Source organism: Pseudomonas sp. ME-P-057, from assembly GCF_030208975.1.
GTDB lineage: Bacteria > Pseudomonadota > Gammaproteobacteria > Pseudomonadales > Pseudomonadaceae > Aquipseudomonas > Aquipseudomonas lutea.
This window is the reverse complement of record NZ_JARVSX010000019.1, coordinates 1-22033: the sequence shown is the minus strand read 5'-3', so window position 1 is coordinate 22033 and position 22033 is coordinate 1. Positions and strand designations below refer to the sequence as shown.

The 22033-nt window shown below is 58.6% G+C and carries 17 protein-coding genes; 7 read left to right on the top strand and 10 right to left on the bottom strand.

Annotation, left to right across the window (positions count from 1 at the left end; genetic code table 11):
* Positions 1-70 precede the first annotated feature (70 nt).
* The gene (locus tag QRN48_RS10365) at positions 71-3892 is read right to left on the bottom strand and encodes a sensor domain-containing protein (protein ID WP_502944592.1); all 3822 of its coding nucleotides are present in this window, start codon (positions 3890-3892) and stop codon (positions 71-73) included.
* A 420-nt stretch (positions 3893-4312) separates the two neighbouring features.
* Here QRN48_RS10365 and ettA point away from each other — a divergent pair, with 420 nt between their 5' ends.
* The gene (gene ettA / locus QRN48_RS10360) at positions 4313-5977 is read left to right on the top strand and encodes an energy-dependent translational throttle protein EttA (RefSeq protein ID WP_037018465.1); all 1665 of its coding nucleotides are present in this window, start codon (positions 4313-4315) and stop codon (positions 5975-5977) included.
* A 76-nt stretch (positions 5978-6053) separates the two neighbouring features.
* Here ettA and QRN48_RS10355 read toward each other — a convergent pair whose 3' ends face one another.
* Together QRN48_RS10355 and QRN48_RS10350 are read right to left on the bottom strand one after the other, a co-directional pair.
* Positions 6054-6551: a GreA/GreB family elongation factor gene (locus QRN48_RS10355; protein WP_037018467.1), complete on the bottom strand. Its 498-nt coding sequence runs from the start codon at positions 6549-6551 to the stop codon at positions 6054-6056.
* An 86-nt stretch (positions 6552-6637) separates the two neighbouring features.
* A complete protein-coding gene (locus QRN48_RS10350) occupies positions 6638-6997 on the bottom strand; it encodes a hypothetical protein (RefSeq protein WP_037018470.1) in 360 nt (119 codons plus the stop codon).
* Between the two features lie 249 nt (positions 6998-7246).
* Between QRN48_RS10350 and QRN48_RS10345 the strand changes: the two genes are divergently transcribed.
* Both QRN48_RS10345 and QRN48_RS10340 read left to right on the top strand, forming a co-directional pair.
* The gene (locus QRN48_RS10345; protein WP_285350436.1) at positions 7247-8455 is read left to right on the top strand and encodes a Bcr/CflA family multidrug efflux MFS transporter; all 1209 of its coding nucleotides are present in this window, start codon (positions 7247-7249) and stop codon (positions 8453-8455) included.
* 722 nt (positions 8456-9177) lie between these two features.
* Complete coding sequence (locus QRN48_RS10340) at positions 9178-9870, top strand: ArsR/SmtB family transcription factor (protein WP_191945806.1); 693 nt, start codon at positions 9178-9180, stop codon at positions 9868-9870.
* Between the two features lie 69 nt (positions 9871-9939).
* Here the strand turns inward: QRN48_RS10340 and QRN48_RS10335 are convergent, their stop codons facing one another.
* On the bottom strand, positions 9940-10893 hold the full coding sequence (locus QRN48_RS10335) for an adenosine deaminase (protein ID WP_285350433.1): 954 nt from the start codon (positions 10891-10893) through the stop codon (positions 9940-9942).
* Positions 10894-11220: 327 nt separating this feature from the next.
* On the opposite strand from QRN48_RS10335, the gene QRN48_RS10330 reads away from it, so the two are divergent.
* Positions 11221-12312: a calcium:cation antiporter gene (locus tag QRN48_RS10330; RefSeq protein ID WP_191945804.1), complete on the top strand. Its 1092-nt coding sequence runs from the start codon at positions 11221-11223 to the stop codon at positions 12310-12312.
* A 95-nt stretch (positions 12313-12407) separates the two neighbouring features.
* Here QRN48_RS10330 and QRN48_RS10325 read toward each other — a convergent pair whose 3' ends face one another.
* Positions 12408-13763, bottom strand: coding sequence for an 8-oxoguanine deaminase (locus QRN48_RS10325; protein ID WP_285350430.1), 1356 nt, complete (start codon positions 13761-13763; stop codon positions 12408-12410).
* A gap of 168 nt (positions 13764-13931) precedes the next feature.
* Positions 13932-14618 carry an SDR family oxidoreductase gene (locus QRN48_RS10320; protein WP_285350428.1) on the bottom strand — a complete coding sequence of 229 codons (687 nt, stop codon included), beginning with the start codon at positions 14616-14618 and terminating at the stop codon, positions 13932-13934.
* Between QRN48_RS10320 and QRN48_RS10315 the strand changes: the two genes are divergently transcribed.
* Complete coding sequence (locus QRN48_RS10315) at positions 14617-14892, top strand: hypothetical protein (RefSeq protein WP_285350426.1); 276 nt, start codon at positions 14617-14619, stop codon at positions 14890-14892. The genes QRN48_RS10320 and QRN48_RS10315 overlap by 2 nt on opposite strands.
* 131 nt (positions 14893-15023) lie before the next feature.
* Here QRN48_RS10315 and QRN48_RS10310 read toward each other — a convergent pair whose 3' ends face one another.
* The 4 genes from QRN48_RS10310 to QRN48_RS10295 all read right to left on the bottom strand — a co-directional run bounded on the left by QRN48_RS10310 (position 15024) and on the right by QRN48_RS10295 (position 18870).
* Positions 15024-15611: an IMPACT family protein gene (locus QRN48_RS10310; RefSeq protein ID WP_285350424.1), complete on the bottom strand. Its 588-nt coding sequence runs from the start codon at positions 15609-15611 to the stop codon at positions 15024-15026.
* A 32-nt stretch (positions 15612-15643) separates the two neighbouring features.
* Entirely contained in the window at positions 15644-16303 is a 660-nt protein-coding gene (locus QRN48_RS10305; protein WP_037018494.1) for a TetR/AcrR family transcriptional regulator, read from the bottom strand.
* A gap of 85 nt (positions 16304-16388) precedes the next feature.
* Positions 16389-17774: a uracil-xanthine permease family protein gene (locus QRN48_RS10300; protein ID WP_285350422.1), complete on the bottom strand. Its 1386-nt coding sequence runs from the start codon at positions 17772-17774 to the stop codon at positions 16389-16391.
* Positions 17775-17949: 175 nt separating this feature from the next.
* On the bottom strand, positions 17950-18870 hold the full coding sequence (locus QRN48_RS10295) for a LysR family transcriptional regulator (protein ID WP_285350420.1): 921 nt from the start codon (positions 18868-18870) through the stop codon (positions 17950-17952).
* A 139-nt stretch (positions 18871-19009) separates the two neighbouring features.
* On the opposite strand from QRN48_RS10295, the gene aptA reads away from it, so the two are divergent.
* Both aptA and QRN48_RS10285 read left to right on the top strand, forming a co-directional pair.
* Positions 19010-20356, top strand: a complete 1347-nt coding sequence (gene aptA, locus QRN48_RS10290) for an omega-aminotransferase AptA (protein ID WP_285350418.1) — start codon at positions 19010-19012, stop codon at positions 20354-20356.
* A gap of 62 nt (positions 20357-20418) precedes the next feature.
* Complete coding sequence (locus tag QRN48_RS10285; RefSeq protein ID WP_285350416.1) at positions 20419-21912, top strand: CoA-acylating methylmalonate-semialdehyde dehydrogenase; 1494 nt, start codon at positions 20419-20421, stop codon at positions 21910-21912.
* The last annotated feature ends 121 nt before the right edge of the window (positions 21913-22033 follow it).

Here is a 22033-nt window from a genome sequence, read left to right as displayed (position 1 = left end):
CAGCTTGCAGCTTGCAGCTTGCAGCTTGCAGCTTGCAGCTTGCAGCTTGCAGCTTAAAGCTCGCTTGCTATTAATCCAGCATAAACAACGCGTCGTTGCTGAACTGTGCCTCGAACCGAGTCGCCGGCATCGGGCGGCCAAACAAATAGCCTTGAACTTCGTCACAGCCGTGTTCGCGCAGGAACTCCAGTTGCTCCTGAGTTTCGACGCCTTCGGCAATGACCGCCAGGTTGAGGCTATGGGCCATGGCGATGATCGCCCTGGCGATCTGGGCATCCTGCTCGCCGGATGGCAGGCCGTCGACGAATGTGCGGTCGATCTTCAGCACGTCGATGGGGAACTGCTTGAGGTAGTTCAGCGACGAGTAGCCCGTGCCGAAGTCGTCGACCGCAATGCTCAACCCCAGCCGCTTCAGGCCGGCCAGAATGTGCATTGCCTCACTCACTTCGCGCATCAGAATGCTCTCGGTCAGCTCCAGCTCAAGGCAAGCGGGTGGCAGGCCTATCTCCTCAAGAATGCTGGCAATACGGGTGCCCAGTTGACCGTCCGAGAACTGCCGCGCGGAGATGTTGACCGACACCTTAGGCACCCGAACCCGGGCCAGATGCCACTCACGCAGCTGGCGGCAGGCTTCCTTGAGGACCCACTCACCGACCTCCACCACCAGACCCAGCTCTTCGAGCACCGGGATGAAATCCCCCGGCGGCACCAGACCACGTCGCGGGTGACGCCAGCGCAGCAACGCTTCGGCGCCCGTCAGACGCTTGCCGTCGCCACTGAATTGCGGCTGGTAATACAGGGTGAACTCGCCCTGCTCCAGGGCGTGACGCAAGTCGCTCTCCAGCTCCAGACGCTCAAGGGCGCTGGCGTTCATGTCGGTCTGGTAGAACTGGAAATTGTTCTTGCCGCGCTCTTTGGCGTGGTACATCGCCGTGTCGGCGTTCTTCATCAGTTGACTGAGTTCATTGCCGTCCTGCGGGCTTAACGCAATGCCGATGCTGGCAGTGACAAAAAACTCCCGGCCCTCCAGCACGAAGGGTGTCACCAAACTGGCGAGAATCTGCTCGGCCACATGAATGGCACGGTTCAACGCCGCCTGTTGCGTGGCGCGGGGTTGCAGCAACAGCGTGAACTCGTCGCCACCCATGCGCGCGACGGTGTCATCGTCGGTGACGCAGGCGAGCAGACGCGTCGCCATCTCCTTGAGCATGCGGTCGCCTGCGGCGTGCCCCAGGGAGTCATTGATCGGTTTGAAACGGTCCAGGTCCAGGAACATCAGCGGCACCCACGCCTGTTGGCGCTCGGCGTGTTGCAACGCGGTGTGCAGGCGGTCCTGGAACAGCGTTCGGTTAGGCAGGTGGGTCAATGCGTCGTAATAAGCCAGCCGGTGAATGCGCTGCTCGCTGGCCTTGCGCTCACTGATGTCGCTGAAAAAACACACGTAGCTGGCCAGATCGCCCTCGTCATCAAGCACGGCGGTAATCCCGACCCACGCCGGGAAGTGTTCTCCAGCGCGACGCTTGAGCCACAATTCACCCTCCCAGCTGCCGCGCTGGCTCAGTTGCTTGAGGATGTAACCCAGATGAGCGCCCTGTTGGTTCTCTACGGTCAGCATCATCGGCAACTGGTCCACCACCTGCGCCACGGCATAGCCGCTGACCCGGGTGAAAGCATCATTGGCCTGCACAATGTAGCCCGCAGGGTCCGTGATCAGAATGGCCGACGTTGAATGTTCGAATACCGTGGCCGCCATGCGCAGGTCTTTTTCAGCACGGCGTTGTTGACTGACATCCCGGCCGACGCCAAGTACACCCTCAAAGGTTCCCGACTCGTGCCACACCAGCACCAGCCGCAATTCCACGGGAATCTTGCGGCCATCAGCCCGCAGGCAGTCGAACATAAACAACTGAGTGGTGATCTCACGGCGCAGGTCAGCCAGCGCCTCAGGGTTGTCGAGCGCCTTGCCGATGCGACGCAGCAATGCCATGAAGCCACTGAGTTGCTGGGGATTGGCAATGATCCCCTTCCAGCCGTGCTGCATGATCCATTCGCCGCTGTAGCCCAGCACCGTGTTGACCGACGGACTGAAATAATTGGCCTGCAACTGGCGATCGGTGGAGAAAATCACGTCGCTGATGCTTTCGGCCAGCATCCGGTAGCGCTGCTCGCTTTCGCGCAGGGACTGGCTGGCCTCTACCTGGTGAGTGATGTCCTTGGCAACGCCGACGATGCGCCGAACCTGCCCGTCGTGTTCGGTGACGAGCGCCTGCTCGCGGATGTCCAGCTGCCGCCAGTTATCCTGTCGATCGCGGAACCGCAAGTGGCATTGGGTCATCTCGCTGACGCCATGCCCGCTGTGCGCCTGGCGCAGTTGTTCGTATACCCCGATATCGTCCGGGTGCAGGAGCGTCTCCCAGAAGTACTCGCCCATCTCGGCCAGCTCGGCATCGCTGTAGCCCAGCGTACGGCCGAGGTGATGATTGCTGTAAATCATTCGCTGATTGAACGCGTCCTTCACGTAAAGATGGTCGGGTACGGTGCGAACGACGTCCGACCAGAACCGTTCACGTTCTTGCAATGAGAGCTCGGCCTGCTTGCGGTTAGTGAAGTCGCTGATGCTGAGGATGACGGCTTTGAAATCTTCGGGTTGCTCGGGCAGGCGCATGACCAGCCACAGGTGCTGGTCACCGCCTTCAGCACCCGGTATCAGAATCTCGAGTTCCAACTGACGCTGGCCGTCGAGGACAGCGTGCAAAATCTGCAGGCCTATGCCTTGGCTGTTACAGGGGCAACCTTCGATGAGCTGCTGCCATACCTGGTGTGCAGACTCGGCGCGCAGCAGCTGCGCCGCAACCTGATTGACTTCGGTGATGCGCAATTGATGGATCAGGTCAGTGATCTGCTCGGGCTGGCGGGTCAGGCGTGCGTTGAGTTCCTCACTGCTGTGCACCTGCAGGTGCTTGAGGTATGCCGGCAATCCTGACAAGTCGAGCACGCAAAGCGCAACGCCGGTGCCTTCGAAAATGTCCTGATAACGGCGACGACTGTCGTGCAACTGCAACTGACGGCGGCGCAGGCTGCGCAACGCAAACAGCGGGACGATGGAGCAGAGCAGGGCAAGCAGGCATTTTCCTATCAAGGGAAAAAGCAGCGTCTGGCGGGCTTTCTGCGGGTCGTAAAGCCCGCGCAGTTGCCAATCGCTGTTGGTCAGAGGCTGCAGCAGGACCGTCTCCAGCTTGGCGTCTTTTGACTGATCGGATTCGGGCAGCTTTTTGTAAATGGCGGAGTGATCGCCGCCGTTTTCCAATTGCCATGCGGGATGGAATTCTTGCTCGCTAAGGCGTGTCAGCGATTTGAGGATTTCGGGCTTGAGCCGCAATGCCCAGTAACGCTCATTACCGGCGCCGGGTTGGCGAACGAACAAATAAAACGTCGAGGCGCCCGGTTCATTGGCATAGAAGTACGGATGACCCTGAATGACCGAATGCATTTGAGTCAAAAAGCCGACATCTCGCGGCTCGCCTTCGCTGTCGGCGCTGATATTCCCGTCGATGTCGAGCCAGACAATACTCTTCAACGAAGGCATCGCCTGGCGCAGATTGGCCAACAGTGCCACGGCCTCCTCGGTAGCCGGCGCTGTATCGCGCGCATCGTCCAGCAGATTCAGCGCGACCTGCGCATTCAGAGCCATGTTCAGGCTCACCCGATCGGCGATCTGCATGCTGTAGTCAATCGAGCGCTGATGCTGACGCTCACGGGACTGCTGGTACTGATCAATCATCTGCCATAAAAGCAGCATCAACATCAGAAGTACCAACACCGCAAGCGCACCCCTGAGCGAGCCTTTTATAGACACGGTCGTTGCGCTATCGGGTGGGCGCGGGGGTGAAATAGGGGGCTGTGTGAACAAGCTGTGATCCTGACTGCTGGACTGAATCAACATACGTGAGACGCACTATAAGCCCGGTGCGCAAAAGGCGGCTAGCATGCCACCGATTCATGGCGAAGTGCCAGCGCTATCGGGCTGAACGGTTTGCCCTGCTGCCTGCATTCGGGTAGCTTTGCGCCACACGCGACGCGTCAGCTTTCCGAGCTTTTCGCCTGGGCACTTGCAAGTGCCCTATGTGCTTGCAAACATTGCTCCAGTTTTATCACCAGTCCTCGGACGTTCTTTGTCACGGCGCCGACCCGGCTCTCACCATTCAAGGGTCCGGCATCGCACTGAGGCAAGCTGCAGCGCGAAGATAAAAGCGTTATGCGACAGCACTGGGCTCGCACCTTTATTCACAGTCTTACTCCAGGTTTTCAATCCATGGCTCAATACGTCTTTACCATGCATCGGCTGAGCAAAGTTGTTCCGCCGAAGCGGGAAATCCTGAAAAACATCTCTCTCTCGTTTTTCCCCGGCGCCAAGATCGGCGTCCTCGGCCTCAACGGTTCGGGTAAATCCACGCTGCTGAAAATCATGGCCGGTGTTGACACCGAGTTCGACGGCGAAGCGCGCCCGATGCCTGAACTGAATATCGGCTATCTTCCGCAGGAGCCGCAGCTGGACCCTTCGAAAACCGTGCGTGAAGTGGTTGAGGAAGCGGTCAGCGTGATCAAGGACGCTCAGGCACGCCTGGACGAAGTCTATGCAGCCTACGCCGAGCCTGACGCCGACTTCGACAAGTTGGCAGCCGAGCAGGCCAAGCTCGAATCGATTCTGCAGGCCAGCGATGGTCACAACCTTGAGCGTCAGCTGGAAGTCGCCGCCGATGCGTTGCGTCTGCCGGCATGGGATGCCAAGGTCGAGCACCTGTCCGGTGGTGAAAAGCGCCGAGTGGCCCTCTGCCGCCTGTTGTTGTCTGCCCCCGACATGTTGCTGCTCGACGAACCGACCAACCACCTGGACGCCGATTCCGTGGCGTGGCTCGAGCACTTCCTGCACGACTTCCCGGGTACCGTGGTAGCCATCACCCACGACCGGTACTTCCTCGACAACGTCGCCGGCTGGATTCTGGAGCTCGACCGCGGCGCCGGTATTCCTTACGAGGGCAATTATTCCGGCTGGCTGGAAGCCAAGTCCGACCGTCTGGCGGCCGAATCCAAGCAGCAGTCGGCCCATGAAAAGGCCATGAAAGAAGAGCTGGAGTGGGTACGCAAGGGCGCCAAGGCACGTCAGTCGAAATCCAAGGCCCGCCTGCAGCGTTTCGAAGAGCTCCAGTCGCAGGAATTCCAGAAGCGCAGCGAAACCAACGAGATTTACATCCCGGCCGGTCCGCGTCTTGGCGACAAGGTCATCGAGTTCAAGAACGTCACCAAAGGCTACGGCGACCGTGTGCTGATCGATAACCTGTCGTTCGCCATGCCCAAGGGCGCCATCGTCGGTGTGATCGGCGGCAACGGTGCCGGTAAGTCGACCCTGTTCCGCATGCTGATGGGCAAGGAGCAACCTGACTCCGGCTCCATCGAGATCGGTGAAACCGTGCAATTGGCCTGCGTTGATCAGAGTCGCGATGACCTGGACGGCAGCAAAACCGTGTTCGCGCAGATTTCCGACGGCTCTGACCAGATCCGGATCGGCAATTACGAGATTCCGTCACGCACCTACGTCGGCCGTTTCAACTTCAAAGGCGGCGATCAGCAGAAGTTCGTCAAGGACCTGTCCGGCGGTGAGCGCGGTCGTCTGCACCTGGCCCTGACGTTGAAAGAGGGCGGCAACGTCCTTCTGCTCGACGAACCGTCCAACGACCTCGACGTTGAAACGCTGCGTTCGCTTGAAGAAGCGCTGCTGGACTTCCCGGGCGCTGCCATTGTGATCTCTCACGATCGGTGGTTCCTTGACCGCGTCGCGACGCACATCCTGGCGTACGAAGACGATTCGCAAGCGGTGTTCTTCGAAGGCAACTACACCGAGTATGAGGCCGATCGCAAGAAACGCCTTGGCGAGGCTGCCGCTCAGCCGCACCGCGTGCGTCACAAAAAGCTGGCCTGATCTTTCGGCTTCATAAAAAACGGAGCCTTGGCGGCTCCGTTTTTTTTGGTGGTTAGCAAAGGTTCGTACGGGGCGCTCAGTCGTCGGCCTCGATTCGCACCACCTCAATCACGACGTCCCCCACCGGGCGCTTCCACGTCACTTCGTCGCCTACGCTTGCACCGAGCAGCGCCTTACCCAGCGGCGATGCCCAGTTGATCAGCTGGCTGCCAGCATCGGCCTGATCTTCGCCGACCAGTTGCATGCGTTGTTCGGTGTTGTCCTCATCGGCGAACGTCACCCAACTGCCGATCTGAACACGGTCATTTGCAGGCGTGACGCTAACCACCTGGGCGCTCTGCAGCCGTTGGTTGAAGTAACGCAAATCGCGTTCGATCTCGGCCATGCGCTGTTTATCGGCATCATCGCCGAGAGCGTTTTGCTCGCTGTACTGTGCCTGCAGTGACGCGACCTGGTCGTGTAATTGGGCCAGGCCGCGTTGCGTCACGTAATTGGTTTGGGCACTGATTTGCCGTTCTACCGGCTGATTGACCTGCGCGGCGGCGTTGTCTTCGTTGACGAAGGCACGGCTCATGTCGGGGCTCCTGTTCATGGCTTAGGTACGTTGGGCCATGACCGTCCCTTTATAGTTTCGTCCCTGGCTTTTATAGCACTGGGATATCAATGCGACCGGTAAGCTTTGGCAGCGTCCTGTGTCCGCTGATGGTCCCAGTCACGGTCGCGATCATTCCAGATGCTGTCTCGGCCCTGATCCTGAAGATTGCGGTTTGCGAGTTGTGCCTGGCATTGCCGAAATCCATCACTCCAGCCTTGGGCGTAGAGCGTGTCACGCAGGTAGCGGGGCACGTCCTTTTTGTACTGCCCTTTGATGATGTCGATGGACTGCCGGCCGCTGCCGCAGCCGTCCTGAAAACCGTCGGCGAAGGCAGGTGGATAGCCTTCGGCCAACAACTGGTCATGGGTAGACTGACATCCGGCAACAGCTACAACGCACCACAGCACAGCCCATCGCGCATTCATTTTGATTTCCTCACTTCTTGATAAAAGTCTAGAAGCGCTTCTGTGAGTTATTTGTAAAAGCGCTGTAGGAAATCCATTAACCGATGCTCGGTCGTGCGGCTAAAGTTCCGACTTTTTCAGTTAATAGTTCCGATGGTTCGCTGAACGGATGGCGCGTAAAAAAAACGGTTCGCAACGCTCGCAGCGGCAGTTCTTCAACTTCCAGGGTTGCTAAACTGTCGCGCTGCGCAAAACTGTTTAGGAAGATTGATGAACCTCAGAACAATCCTGATCCTCGGCGCACTCAGCGCTTTCGGCCCTCTGGCCATCGACTTTTACCTGCCGGGGTTCCCCGCCATCGCCCTGGCGTTCGGCACGGACGAGAAGCACGTCCAACTGACCCTGGCTTCGTACTTCCTTGGCCTGAGCATCGGGCAGCTCGCCTACGGGCCTATCGCGGACCGGTTCGGTCGCCGAATTCCCCTGTTGTTCGGCGTAGGCTTATTTACCCTCGCGTCGTTGGCGTGTGCTTTGGCGCCGTCGCTTGAATGGTTGATTGCCGCTCGCTTCGTACAGGCGTTGGGTGGTTGTGCCGGCATGGTGCTGTCGCGTGCAATCGTGAGTGACAAGTGCTCGCCGGTGGATTCCGCCAAAGTGTTTTCACAGCTAATGCTGGTCATGGGACTGGCGCCCATCCTGGCGCCGATGCTGGGCGGGTTGCTGGTCAATGTCGTAGGCTGGCAGGCCATCTTCCTGACGCTGACGGTGTTCAGCGCGCTCACTGCGGCGGCGGTATTCAAAGGTCTGCCGGAGAGCATGCCGGCCGGGCACCCGCGGCTCCCGCTTTCAGGCGCGCTTGGGTCTTACTGGAATCTGCTGGGCGACCGCATCTTCCTGGGGCATGCGCTCACGGGGGGGATCGCAATGGCCGGGATGTTTTCCTATATCGCCGGCTCGCCCTTCGTGTTCATCAAGCTCTACGGCGTCCCTGCTGAACACTACGGTTGGTTGTTCGGCATCAACGCCGCGGGCTTCATCCTCATCGCGCAGGTCAATGCCCGGCTCGTTGGCCGATTTGGCCCAGCCTGGCTGCTGTCGCGCACGGTGTGGATTTATCTGACCGCCGCTGTCGTACTGCTGACCATCGCCTCGCTGCACACCGAAAAGTTATGGCCGCTGCTGGTGCCGTTGTTCGTCTATATCGCCAGCCTCGGTTGCATCATTCCAAACGCCTCGGCGTGCGCAATGAGTGGGCAGGGCAAACGCGCAGGCAGTGCGTCCGCGTTGCTGGGGTGCCTGCAATTCAGCGTCGCGGCGGGCGCGGCGGCATTGGTGGGTGTGTTGCACGACGGGACGGCTGTACCGATGGCGACCGTCATTACACTTTGCGGCGTACTGGCCGTGACGCTGGCTGTGATTACACGACGGGCACAGCACAAGCGCGACGCGATGAAACCGCATTCGGACGTGCGTATCTGAAGTGATTCGGCAACGCAGGCGCGTTGCCGACTTTCCGCGCATTTCGGCGCGCCTCTCCAACGGCGTGCCTGTATAAACATGTTCACCCTGCTTAAAAAGCGTTTTTATATAGGCCTGATGACTACTTCATAACTAGAAACTTCTTACAGCGCATTAAATCTGTAGTTGGACCTCAACCTGAGATGGTGTGAATACCTCGATCTTGCCCCTCGATTGCAGATTATTTTCTTGAAGGTTTTTGGAGTTGTCGGTGTAGGCAATTGCTGTGAGGTGAAACCCTGAATCCTGCACCGACATGGCAAAGGCCCATTTTCATTGGGTATGGACCTGCTGTGCCACCTCCAGCGCTGTTGAACGAAAACCGATCGTCCCCCAACATTTGCCGATATGGCCCACAAGTCACAGCCTTGGCATTCAGCCGATGGGTCTCTCATGAGTTTGAAGACTTATACTAAGCGCCGTCATGGATCCTATTTAATTCCGGCGCGTGACTCTGTATCAGGGCGCCGCATCAATCTTCAACCTTTGCAAGTTCCGGTTGGCTACCGTCAACTGGCGTGACTTGAATCAAAGCGCGCTATTGCTTCAACCGACGATGATGGTTAACCACGGCAAGGCGTTGGCGCCCGTTTATCACACCCGTGATACCGCCTGGGCTGCAGGCCTCGACCCGGGTACAAGCGCCGGTCCGCTAAGACAAATGTTCAACAGGGAGTGAAGACATGGAATACGTACCTTGCATCAGCCAGATTGCTGCGTTGCTTGCCGACCCCAAGCGCAGTGCCATCGTTTGGGCGCTCATGGACGGCACGTCACGAGCGGCTGATGAAGTGGCTTCGCTTGTAGGCCTTTCCACCTCGTCCGCCGGCGCGCATCTGTCACGCCTCGCCGCAGGCGGGCTGCTGCGCCACGAAGTCCGCGGACGTAAACGCTTCTTTCGCCTCGCTGCGCCGGAAGTCAGGGCGGCCGTTCATGCGCTGGTGAGCGCCTCGATGGTAAGCGCCGACTTGATCAGCCGCAGCATGGCGCAACCACTGCCGCCGCTGCCGCTTTGTCGGGCCAGCGTATGCGCGGACCATCTGGGTGGCGAGATGGGCGCTGAACTTTATTTGCGAATGTTGGGCGCGGGATGGATCGAGCAGTCAGAGCGCCGTCTTGAGGTCACCAGTATTGGCATATCGCGCTTTGCAGAGCGTGGCATTTTCATTCCCGCGTTGGCTCACAGACGACGCGAAGTATTGTGCACCTGCGTCAACTGCCACGAAAACACGCCGCATTTGGGAGGCGCGCTGGGCGCGGGGCTTCTGCAGTTGTTTATGCAATTGGGATGGTTGCGGGCGACGGAGGAGGCCAGCACCTTGCAGGTCTCCTCCAACGGCCAGCGGGAAATCAGCAAAATCGCCTCAGCAGCCTGATGCACCGACCCGCAGCGCGGCGTATTCGGCACAGGGCCTGCACGCCGTGTTGAACCTTGATGGCAGTGATCAGGGTTTGACCAGGCGAGCGTCAAGGCTGTTCTGGGCCAGGCGCGTGGCCTGGTCCTGAGTCATGCCCAGATGCGTGTGCAACGCGTGAAAGTTTTCAGTGACATAGCCACCGAAATACGCCGGATCATCAGAATTGACGGTCACCTTCACACCCCGTTCGAGCATGTCGAGAATGTTGTGCTGACCCATGTGATCGAACACGCGCAGCTTGGTATTGGAAAGCGGGCAGACCGTCAGCGGGATTTGTTCATCGATGATGCGTTGCATCAGGCGCTCGTCTTCGATAGCGCGCACGCCGTGATCGATTCGCTGGATCTTGAGCAGATCGAGTGCTTCCCAGATGTATTCCGGTGGACCTTCCTCGCCCGCGTGGGCAACCGTAAGAAAGCCCTCGCCACGAGCGCGATCGAACACACGCTTGAACTTGCTCGGCGGATGGCCCATTTCCGAGCTGTCGAGGCCGACTGCCAAGAAGGTGTCGCGATACGGAAGCGCCATGTCGAGGGTTTTCTGGGCTTCGTCTTCACTCAAATGCCGCAGGAAGCTGAGGATCAGGCCACTGCCGATGCCCAGTTTTTCCTTGCCGTCTTTCAATGCGGCGGAGATGCCGTTGAGCACCACTTCAAATGGAATGCCGCGATCAGTGTGGGTCTGCGGGTCGAAGAACGGCTCGGTATGAATGACGTTCTGCGCCTTGCAGCGTTCAAGGTAGGCCCAGGTCAGGTCGTAGAAGTCCTGCTCGGTACGCAGCACGTCTGCGCCACGGTAGTAAAGGTCCAGAAACTCCTGCAGGTTATTGAACGCATACGCCGTGCGCAGCGTTTCAACATCCGCCCAGGGCAGGGCGATCTTGTTGCGCTCAGCCAGAGCAAACAGCAGTTCCGGCTCAAGCGAGCCCTCCAGGTGCAGGTGCAGTTCTGCCTTGGGCAGCGCGTTCAACCAATCGTACATGGGCTTATCTCGTAAGGTGCAATGGCGGGCATTCTACAGAGTCGGGCGCGCGCGCCGAATAAAACCTGACCGGACGGTTCAGTCATCGGCGGAACCGGTTTTGTGCGGGGTTTTATCCCGCCGGCCCGCATTGGCAGGCGTGGTGGGCGCCTAAACGGTCTTGGAAAGCGCTTTCATCCAAGGCTTTTCAAGCCACAGCGCGACGATGTGTCGCTACCCGCTGCTACCCTGTCTTGAAACCTTTGTTTACATACGCACTCTCAAGCGCTTCAGCAAACTTCACTTCATGGATGTGCGGCCAGGGTCGCAAAGGGCTAAAAGGCAGCGATGGGCACAATTCTCAAGCAGGAAAAGTTTCTTCTATTGGCGGTCATTGCGACCTGTTTTGCCTACCCGTTCGAACACCAGTTGCTGGGTCATGGGCATACCGTCGCGTTGATTGCCGGCATCGCCCTGGTGGGTTTTATCATCTGTGCCTCGTTGCGAGTGGCTCACCATGCCGAGTTGCTGGCAGAAAAGGTGGGTGATCCCTACGGGACGATGATCCTCACGCTTTCGGCAGTGCTGGTTGAGGTCGTGATCCTTGCAATCATGATGAGCAACGAACCGTCTCCCACGCTGGTACGGGACACCATTTATTCGGCAGTGATGCTCGACATCAACGGCATTCTGGGCCTCGCTGCTTTGATGGGCGGGCTCAAGCACGGGGAGCAATCCTACAACGATGACTCGGCGCGCTCTTATAGCGTGATGATTCTGACCGCAATGGCGGTATCGATGGTGGTGCCGGAGTTCATTCCAGAGGGCAAGTGGAAGCTGTACTCGGCCTTTACCATCGGCGCGATGATACTGCTGTATGCCCTGTTCCTGCGTATGCAGGTCGGCCCGCACAGTTATTTCTTCAGTTACAGCTATCCAGATAAAAAGCGTCGCAAGGATCAGGCCGAACAGCCGCATGAGGAAGTCAATCTCACCCGTTCGATCGCTACCCTGGTGTTTGGTGTGGTGGTCATCGGCGCGTTGGCGGAGGTGATGTCGAAAGCTGTAGACCTCGGCCTTGAGGGCAGCGGCGCGCCGCCGGTGATGACGGCGATCCTGGTGGCGGCCATCTCCGCGGCGCCTGAAATCCTGACCGCATTGCGCGCCGCACTGGCCAACCGCATGCAGTCGGTCGTCAATATCGCCTTGGGTGCTTCGCTGTCGACGGTGATCCTTACGGTTCCAGTCATGGAAGCGATGGCGCTTTACAGCGGTCAGGCGTTTCAGATGGCGATGACACCGGTGCAAACGGTGATGATCTTCGTCACGCTGCTGGTCTGCGCCATTAACCTCAACGATGGCGAAACCAATGCCATCGAAGGCATGACGCATTTCGTGCTGTTCGCAACCTTCATCATGCTGTCGTTGATGGGGCTGTAGGCGTCAGTTTTGCTGGTAATAAAAGAAGGGGTGATGCGATTCACCCTTTCACCTGATCCTGCGGGAGGCTGGACGCTGCCACACATTGAGCACGGTCAGCCCTTGATCAACTCCGCGGCGGCCTGCCGGTGGTTCGCTACCAAGCTTTTCAAGTCCAATCCTTCGACTTGCCCGTCCACCACCCGCCACTTCCCGCCTATCATCACCCGGTCCGCACGATCAGCGCCGCACAGCAGCAACGCGGATAGCGGATCGTGACTGCCGGAGAAGCGCAACTCATCCAGCTTGAACAGCGCCAGGTCTGCTTGTTTACCCACGGCCAGTTCACCGATGTCTGCGCGGCCCAGCAACTGCGCCGAGCCCTTGGTCGCCCAGCCCAGGGCCAGTTCCGGCGTGATCTTTTGCGCGCCGTAGCGCAGCCGCTGCAGATACAGCGCCTGTTTCGCTTCGAGCATCATGTTCGAGGCATCGTTTGACGCGGAGCCATCGACGCCCAGCCCTATGGGCGCGCCCGCCGCAAGCAGGTCCAGCGTGGGGCAGATACCAGAGGCCAGGCGCATGTTCGAACTCGGGCAGTGACAAATTCCGGTCCCGGCCTGGCCGAGGCGAGCGATCTCCTCGCTGTTGAAGTGGATTCCATGAGCCAGCCAGGTGCGAGGTCCCAGCCATCCGACGCTGTCCAGATAATCCACCGTCCGCAGGCCAAAACGTTGCAGGCAGAAGTCTTCTTCGTCGAGGGTTTCGGCCAGATGTGTGTGCAGACGCACGTCATGCTGCTCGGCCAGGGCAGCGCTTTCGGCCATTATTTCGGTGGTTACGGAAAACGGCGAGCAGGGCGCCAGCGCGATCTGGATCTGCGCCCCGTCGCCACGTTCGTGATAGGCCTGAATCAACCGTACGCTGTCGTCGAGAATTACCTGCCCCTGCTGAACGGTCTGCTGGGGTGGCAGCCCGCCGTCGGCTTCGCCCAGCGTCATCGAACCCCGAGTCAGCATGGCACGCATGCCCAGTTCGCGAACGCTCTGCACCTGGATGTCGATGGCATCTTCCAGGCCCTGCGGGAACAAATAATGATGATCAGCCGCAGTGGTGCAGCCGGACAACAGCAGTTCTGTCAGCGCAACTTTGCTGGCCAGTGCGAGCTTTTCCGGCGTCAACCGTGCCCATACCGGGTAAAGGGTCTTGAGCCATGGGAACAACGGCTGATTGACTACGGGCGCCCATGCACGGGTCAGGGTTTGGTAAAAATGGTGGTGGGTATTGATCAAGCCGGGAAGCAGCACATGCTCACGTGCATCGAACACGGTCTCGCACGGCTGCGAAGGCAGATGTCCCAGCGGCAGTACTTCGACAATAACGCCGCCTTCAATGACCAGGCCGCCGCGCGCGTCCAGATCGTTGGCCGTAAAGACGGCAAGGGGATTTTTTAACCAGGTACGGATCGCAGGCATTGGCCGGCTCCTCTGAAAAGTGAGTTCAGGTCGCCAGCTCAGTGTTGCCCTGTCTGCTGATCCAGGGTCGTTGCAGCGTCAAGGGCGCTGCAACGAGGGCGGAATTCTAATGGGTGGTCGTGGAAGCCGACAAGTCGCGACAGACAAGCTGACGCGACTGGCTTCGCATCACCAGGGAATCGTCTCACCCTTGTAGTTCACGAAATGATGTCCGCCTTTACTCGCGAACTTTTCCAGTTGCTCAACGATGCCGCGTACGCTGGTTTCGACGTCGATGTCCGCGCCTTCACCGCCCATCGCTGTGCGAACCCAGCCGGGATGCACCGAAAGCACGGTGGGTTTGTTTTCGCCCAGTTGAGTCACGAACGTATTGGTCATGGAGTTCAACGCTGCTTTGCTGGCTTTGTACAACGCCATCTCCGGGGCATCCGGCATGGTCACGCTGCCAAGAACCGAACTCATGAAAGCAATCACACCCGTGTCAGGGCGGATCTGGTCGACGAATCGTTTCGCCAGGCGGATCGGCGCCACGGCGTTCGTCAGAAACAGCTGGCCCAGTTCACCCGCTGTGGCATCGGTCGGATTCGGATGCACCGGACCCATTACCCCGACGTTGACGAAGAGCAGGTCGTAGGTTTGACCTTTGAGGTTGTGGGTGAGCACTTCAAGGGAGGATTGCTCGTCCATGTCCAGTGTCTGCAAGTGAACATTCGGCAGAGCCTTCAACTCGTCGACCTTATGGGGATCCCGGACCGTGGCAGTGACTTCCCAGCCCAGTTCCGTCAGACGTTTCACCAATCCGAGACCAAGGCCGCGCGACGCGCCGATGACCAGCGCTGTTTTTGAGGTGGGCATGCAACTGACTCCTGTGCAGACATACAAAAAAATTCAGGCAAAGGGTGGACACCGCTGGCCCGTGGGAATTTGCTTTTTCGGTTACCGAGCTGCGAGCGGATTATCCACAGGTTGCTCTGCAGCACATTTTGAAAAAGGGCAGTTTAAGGGATGCAATCAGATAAAAACCGTCGCAACGCCGTGGGAAAACTTGCTAACCCGCTGTTTTAACGCTTTTTATCGAGTATGCGTCTGGTTTGGTCAAAAAGTGAGCAGTCAAGGCGAAGCCTTGTAATACGAGGGCTACAGCGGTGTGTGCTCAGCTTGTCCACAGGCAGATGCACAGTAGATGTGGGCAAGCGTGCCCGGCAGTACTGGGCATGCAGAGGCCCATCCCGGTCGCGACTTGCAAGAGAACGCCGGTCGCTATTGAGCCCGCTGCAATACGATGCGTCCGCGGCTGATATCCGACAATTGACGACCAAGCGTGTCGATAGACTCGGGGGCCAGCGCTATCGATAAGCCGACCCCATTGGCATTGAAGCGCTCTTCTTCTACCACGCCGTTGAGTTCAGCGAGACGCAGCTTGATCAAGGCCAGCTCACTGAAGGTGCATTCAAAATGCAGGGGCACTCGATTGATCAGTGCCACACGAGCGGCCTGCTGCAGGCATTTGTTGGCGCCTCCACCATAGGCCCTCGCCAGCCCGCCCGTACCCAGCTGAATGCCGCCGTACCAGCGAATCACCAAAACGACAACCCGATCAAAATCCTGTGCATCGATGGCCGCCAGGATTGGCCGCCCGGCCGTGCCGCCGGGTTCGCCGTCGTCAGTGCTGCGGTACTGTGCGCCCAGCTTCCAGGCCCAACAGTTGCGCGTGGCGTTGAGATCACTGTGTTGCTCGATAAATGCCTGAGCGTCGGTGGCGCTACCGATCGGCGCAGCAAGCGTAATGAAGCGGCTTTTGCGAATCTCTTCGCGAAATTCGGTGGGGCCGGTGAGGGTAAAAGGCATCGATACATCCAGACTGCGTTTGATTTACAGGCTTATAGCGTGGGCGTGAGCCCGCAGCCTTTGAGGATGATCCGGATCAAGTTATCCCCAGCGGCTTCCATGTCCTGCATGGTCAGGCGGGTACGACCGGTGACCTGGCAAATCTGCGTGGCGAAGTCAGCGTAATGCTGAGTGCTGCCCCATAGAAGGAAAATCAAATGCACCGGGTCGACCGGGTCCATTTTTCCGGCATCGATCCAGGCCTGGAAGACTGCAGCACGACCTTGAAACCATTCGCGATAATCCTGGCTGAAATACTGGTTCAGGCATTCACCCCCGCTGATTATTTCCATCGCGAAAATGCGCGAGGCTTGCGGCTGGCGACGCGAGAATTCCATCTTTGCGCGGATGTATTGCGTCAGGGCCTGCGCCGGGTCGTCCTCGGCGGTCAGGTTGTTGAAGGTGCTGTCCCACAATTCGATGATGTTGCTCAGCACCGCGATATACAGGCCAAGCTTGTTGGTGAAGTAGTAGTGCAGATTAGCTTTCGGCAAGCCGGCATGTTGCGCAATAGTGTTCATGCTGGTGCCTTTGAATCCGTGGCGGGCGAACTCATCCTCGGCGGCTTTCAGGATCGCCTCTTCATTCTTCTGACGAATACGGCTGGCAGGCTTGGTGACGCTTGGGCTGTGAGCAGGGACTTCGAGGGTCATGTGCGGTTCCAGGCGGATCATTGGGTGCGAGGCGCTGAAACAGATAACGCACCGGCGCGAATCCGACAAGCGTTGCGCCCGTAAATCAGTGCTCAAAAGATTCGACTGCCGGGAGATTGGCCTGATTCACGACCTTGGCTTCCGGAATCAGCAAACACATCACGATGGCCGTCAGCCCGCCGCTGGTGATGGCAGAGTCAAACAGGCTTTGTACCCACTGCGGTAGATGATGCAGCAGCGTTGGTTGCGCGGCGATGCCCAGCCCGACCCCAAAAGAGGTCGCAATGATCAACATGCTGCGGCGATCGAGTGGCGCCTGCGCGAGAATCCGGACACCTGCCGCTGCGACGCTGCCAAACATCACCAGCGTTGCGCCGCCAAGTACCGGTTTCGGGATCTGTTGAAGGATCGCGCCGATCACCGGAAACAATCCGAGCAGGAACAGAATTGCACCGATGTACAGACCGACATAACGACTCGCCACCCCGGTCAGCTGAATCACCCCGTTGTTCTGAGCGAAGGTTGTATTCGGGAACGCGCTAAACGTCGCGGCGATCATGCAACTCACGCCGTCGCCCAAGACGCCTCCTTTCAGCCGTGCAATGTAGCCAGCGCCGTTAATCGGCTCGCGAGACAGCAGGCAATTGGCGGTCAGGTCGCCGACGGTTTCGATGCTGCTGATCAGGTAAATCAGCGCTACCGGCAGGAAAGCCGCCCAGTCAAAGCTCATGCCAAATCTGAAGGGGAAAGGAATGCTTACCAGCGCCGCGTCAGCAATTGACTGCGGCACCAATTTTCCGCTGAACCAGGCCGCCAGGCTTCCCACCGCCAGCCCGATGATGATGGCTGACAACCGCAACCAGGGCGCATTCGAGCGATTCAAGACGATGATGACTGCCAGTACGAGAACGCCTAGAGCCAGATTGACGGGCGCTCCGAAGTCCGGCGCGTTGAAGCCACCGCCCAGGTCGGTCACCCCGACATTAATCAGGCTCACGCCGATCAGCGTGATGACAATGCCCGTGACCAGAGGAGTAATCACACGGCGCAACTGCCCAATTAAGCGGCTCAGCACGATCTGCACAAGTGCGCCGAAAAAGCACACACCAAACACCATGGCCATGATGTCCTCCGCACTGCCACCGCGCTGCTTGACCATGAAGCCTGCAGACAACACGGCGCCCAGAAACGCAAAGCTGGTGCCTTGCAGGCAAATCATCCCCGCGCCGATGCCAAATGGTCGGCGCGCTTGAATGAACGTGCCGACCCCCGAGACCATCAAGGCCATGCTGATCAGATAGGGCATATACGCGCCAAGGCCCAGAGCCGATCCGATAATCAATGGCGGCGTAATAATGCCCACGAACGCCGCCAGCACATGCTGGGTGGCTGCCAACAGTGCCGGCGCAGGACGCGGCCGGTCGTTGAGTCCGTATATAAGGTCGTCGTTTTCGCGCGCGTCGGGCTGCATGTTGGGTTCTCGGTATTGAAGTTGGCTTCGATCACCAGCCTCATTGCAAAAGCCTGTCCAACTGATCAGATACCCAGCTGGCGCTTATGCCTGGATGCCCGCGTTTAAAGGGCTTGGGCATCTTCGCATGCGCTTCAGGTTGGCGTGGCTTTGACACCCTGAGTTACGACTGGCCTCATCGTGTAGCAGCGAGGCTTTCCAGGAAACTCTCCAGCACCAAATGGGGGCGACGGCCTTTGCGCGTGACGGTCACGAGGCTCAAATCGTAAAACCTTGCCGTTGGCTTCAACGCACGCAGCCGTCCCTGCTGCACCCACAGGTTTGCGTAGTGATCAGGCAGGTACCCAATGTAGCGCCCCGTCAAAATCAGGAACGCCATGCCTTCCCGGTCCGATGCGCTGGCGGTGCATTTAAGTGATTGATAATGGGCCTGGATCTCGCCAGGCAGCCGAAAAGTTGGGGAGATAGCTTCCTGGACGGCCAGGCGCTCATCGTCGAGTTGCGCATCGTCTGCGTAAAACAGCGGATGGCCCACCGCGCAGTACAGCAGGGATCGCTCGCTATAAAGCGCCTGGTATTCAAGTCCCGACAATGCACTCGCTTGAGGGACGACACCCACATGCAGGCTACCGTCGAGTACACCCTGCTCAACCTCGTTGGGCGCGATCATGCGGATGTTGATAAGCACGTCCGGCCCACGCTCTTTCAGGTGTGAAAGCGCGTGGGTAATACGCATGTGGGGCAGGGTGACCAGGTTATCCGTCAGACCGATGTTCAGTTCACCTCGCAGATGTCGGTGAAGGCCGTTGACCTCGGTGCGAAAACTCTCGAGAGCGCTGAGTAATTGCAGCGATGACTGATAAACCTCCCGGCCTTCTTCCGTTAGAGAAAACCCCGCACGACCGCGCTGGCACAGGCGAAGTCCGAGACGTTGTTCCAAGTCGCTCATCTGCTGACTAATGGCAGAGCGTCCGATGCCTAACGCGCTCTCCGCAGCTGAAAAGCCCCCGGACTCAACGACGCTGCGGAAGATTCGCAGCAGGCGGATATCAAAATCGCTGACTTGCGCCAGCGGATCGTTTCGGCGGGTGCTCATAGTTTAGCGACCGGTTAACTGAAGATCATAAAAGTGGTGTTTTCCAGACTTTAGGGCCATGGCACTTTAGCTGCAACAGGCCCTGCTACTGCTCGCACACATCGGACGCAGGCCATACACGCCCCATGAGGTCATTCCCATGAATATGCCCGAATCGTCCGACATGTCGTTGGCCAGCCAGCTCAAGCTCGACGCCCACTGGATGCCCTACACCGCAAACCGAAATTTCCATCGGGATCCACGACTGATCGTCGCGGCTCAGGGCAGCTATCTCACGGATGATAAAGGCCGAAAAATCTACGATGGGCTGTCTGGGCTGTGGACGTGCGGGGCAGGGCACACGCGCAAGGAAATCCAGGAGGCGGTGTCCAGCCAGCTAGGGACGCTGGACTATTCTCCGGGGTTTCAGTTTGGTCATCCGCTGTCTTTTCAACTGGCTGAAAAAATCACCGACCTGACTCCAGGAAATCTGAACCACGTTTTCTATACCGACTCCGGATCGGAATGCGCCGACACCGCCGTCAAGATGGTGCGCGCGTATTGGCGGCTGAAGGGGCAAGCGACAAAGACCAAAATGATCGGCCGCGCCCGTGGCTACCACGGTGTGAACATTGCGGGCACCAGCCTGGGAGGTGTTAACGGCAACCGTAAGATGTTCGGACAGTTGATGGACGTAGACCATCTCCCCCATACCTTGCTTGCCAGTAACGCTTATTCGCGCGGGATGCCGGAGCAGGGTGGCATTGCGCTGGCAGATGAAATGCTCAAGCTGATCGAGCTGCATGATGCGTCGAATATCGCCGCGGTGATCGTCGAGCCCATGGCAGGCTCCGCCGGCGTGATTGTTCCGCCGCAGGGTTACCTCAAGCGCCTGCGTGAAATCTGTGATCAGCACAATATCTTGCTGATCTTCGACGAAGTGATTACTGGTTTCGGCCGCACCGGTGCGATGTTCGGCGCCGACAGCTTTGGCGTCACGCCTGACCTCATGTGCATCGCCAAGCAAATCACCAACGGTGCGATTCCCATGGGCGCGGTCATCGCCAGTACCGAGATTTACCAGACGTTCATGAACCAGGCGACGCCTGAATACGCGGTGGAATTTCCTCACGGCTACACCTACTCGGCGCACCCGGTGGCCTGTGCGGCAGGCCTTGCTGCGCTGGATATTCTCCAACGGGAAAGTCTGGTGCAGCAGGTGGCCGAAACAGCCCCCCATTTTGAGCGCTCCTTGCATGGCCTCAAAGGCAGCAAAAGCGTTGTAGACATCCGCAACTACGGGCTCGCGGGCGCCATCCAGCTTGCTCCGCGCGACGGGGACGCCATTGTGCGTCCATTCGAAACAGCCATGAAACTCTGGAGAGCCGGGTTCTATGTGCGCTTCGGCGGCGACACGCTGCAGTTTGGACCGACCTTCAACAGCAAGCCCGAGGACCTGGACCGCATGTTTGATGCGGTCGGTCAGGCCCTCAATCAAATCGACTAACTTATCAATGCTCTCGCGCGCAACTGGGGTTGCCACGCAGAGCGATGGTTCCGGAGTTATACATGAACACCATTCAGCATCTGATCCATGGTGAGCGGGTCAGTGAAGACAACCGCACCGCCGACGTGTACAACCCCTCGACCGGTCAGGTCATCCGGCGGGTACCGCTCGCCAGCCGCGCAACCGTTCAGCAGGCGATTGATTCCGCGAATGCCGCGTTTCCCGCATGGCGTAACACACCCCCTGCGAAACGCGCCCAGGTCATGTTTCGCTTCAAGCAGTTGCTGGAGCTGAACGAGGGGCGCATCGCCCGGCTGATCAGCGAGGAGCATGGCAAGACCCTTGAAGACGCGGCAGGCGAACTCAAGCGCGGAATCGAGAACGTCGAATATGCCTGCGCCGCGCCGGAGATAATCAAGGGCGAGTACAGCCGCAACGTCGGGCCTAATATTGACGCTTGGTCTGACTTCCAGCCGCTCGGCGTGGTGGCAGGCATTACCCCGTTCAATTTTCCCGCGATGGTTCCGCTGTGGATGTACCCATTGGCGATCGCGTGCGGGAATTGTTTCATCCTCAAGCCTTCCGAGCGCGACCCCAGTTCGACGTTGTTTATCGCAGAGTTGTTGCACGAAGCAGGGTTACCCAAAGGCGTGCTCAATGTTGTTCATGGGGACAAGCAGGCAGTCGACGCATTGATAGAAGCTCCTGAGGTCAAGGCGTTGAGTTTTGTCGGGTCGACGCCGATCGCCGAATACATCTATAAAGAGGCAACTGCACGCGGCAAGCGGGTGCAGGCACTGGGCGGCGCAAAGAATCACGCAGTGTTGATGCCGGATGCGGATCTGGACAATGCCGTAAGCGCCTTGATGGGCGCCGCCTTCGGCTCGTGCGGTGAGCGTTGCATGGCGATATCCGTTGCTGTGTGCGTGGGGGATCAAGTTGCGGATGCGCTAATCGCCAGGCTGGTCCCGCAAATCAACGAGTTGAAAATAGGCGCCGGAACTTCCAGTGGCCTTGATATGGGGCCTCTTGTCACAGGGCAACATCGCGACAAGGTCAGCACCTATATAGAAGACGGTGTAATCGCCGGCGCGAGGTTGGTGGTCGATGGTCGTGGGCTTAGCGTGGCAGGGCACGAGAACGGCTTCTTCCTGGGAGGTTGTCTGTTCGATCAGGTCACGCCTGACATGCGGATCTACAAAGAGGAGATCTTCGGCCCGGTTCTGTGCATCGTGCGGGTGGCTAGCCTTGAACAAGCCATGCAGTTGATCAATGACCATGAGTACGGGAACGGCACCTGCATCTTTACCCGAGACGGTGAGTCGGCCCGGCTGTTCTGCGACGAGATCGAAGTTGGTATGGTTGGCGTTAACGTCCCGCTGCCCGTGCCGGTTGCCTACCACAGCTTCGGTGGGTGGAAACGTTCACTGTTCGGCGACCTGCATGCCTACGGGCCTGATGGCGTGCGGTTCTATACCCGTCGCAAAGCGGTTACGCAGCGCTGGCCACAACGTGCGAGCCACGAGGCGTCGCAGTTTGCTTTCCCGAGTCTTTGACCACGGCGTTGGCAAGCGATCAAACACGGGCGCATCTGAGCATTTTTGACCGATATGACAGTTTCGTTAAATAAGTGCTTGACGCCCCTCTGGATCTGTCTATAATTCGCCCCACTTCCGG

Bases quoted from the DNA above. Each gene is read 5' to 3' on its own strand.
- ettA (WP_037018465.1), top strand. From the start codon at position 4,313: ATGGCTCAATACGTCTTTACCATGCATCGGCTGAGCAAAGTTGTTCCG.
- QRN48_RS10355 (WP_037018467.1), bottom strand. From the start codon at position 6,551: ATGAGCCGTGCCTTCGTCAACGAAGACAACGCCGCCGCGCAGGTCAAT.
- QRN48_RS10350 (WP_037018470.1), bottom strand. From the start codon at position 6,997: ATGAATGCGCGATGGGCTGTGCTGTGGTGCGTTGTAGCTGTTGCCGGA.
- QRN48_RS10345 (WP_285350436.1), top strand. From the start codon at position 7,247: ATGAACCTCAGAACAATCCTGATCCTCGGCGCACTCAGCGCTTTCGGC.
- QRN48_RS10340 (WP_191945806.1), top strand. From the start codon at position 9,178: ATGGAATACGTACCTTGCATCAGCCAGATTGCTGCGTTGCTTGCCGAC.
- QRN48_RS10335 (WP_285350433.1), bottom strand. From the start codon at position 10,893: ATGTACGATTGGTTGAACGCGCTGCCCAAGGCAGAACTGCACCTGCAC.
- QRN48_RS10330 (WP_191945804.1), top strand. From the start codon at position 11,221: ATGGGCACAATTCTCAAGCAGGAAAAGTTTCTTCTATTGGCGGTCATT.
- QRN48_RS10325 (WP_285350430.1), bottom strand. From the start codon at position 13,763: ATGCCTGCGATCCGTACCTGGTTAAAAAATCCCCTTGCCGTCTTTACG.
- QRN48_RS10315 (WP_285350426.1), top strand. From the start codon at position 14,617: ATGCAACTGACTCCTGTGCAGACATACAAAAAAATTCAGGCAAAGGGT.
- QRN48_RS10320 (WP_285350428.1), bottom strand. From the start codon at position 14,618: ATGCCCACCTCAAAAACAGCGCTGGTCATCGGCGCGTCGCGCGGCCTT.
- QRN48_RS10310 (WP_285350424.1), bottom strand. From the start codon at position 15,611: ATGCCTTTTACCCTCACCGGCCCCACCGAATTTCGCGAAGAGATTCGC.
- QRN48_RS10305 (WP_037018494.1), bottom strand. From the start codon at position 16,303: ATGACCCTCGAAGTCCCTGCTCACAGCCCAAGCGTCACCAAGCCTGCC.
- QRN48_RS10300 (WP_285350422.1), bottom strand. From the start codon at position 17,774: ATGCAGCCCGACGCGCGCGAAAACGACGACCTTATATACGGACTCAAC.
- QRN48_RS10295 (WP_285350420.1), bottom strand. From the start codon at position 18,870: ATGAGCACCCGCCGAAACGATCCGCTGGCGCAAGTCAGCGATTTTGAT.
- aptA (WP_285350418.1), top strand. From the start codon at position 19,010: ATGAATATGCCCGAATCGTCCGACATGTCGTTGGCCAGCCAGCTCAAG.
- QRN48_RS10285 (WP_285350416.1), top strand. From the start codon at position 20,419: ATGAACACCATTCAGCATCTGATCCATGGTGAGCGGGTCAGTGAAGAC.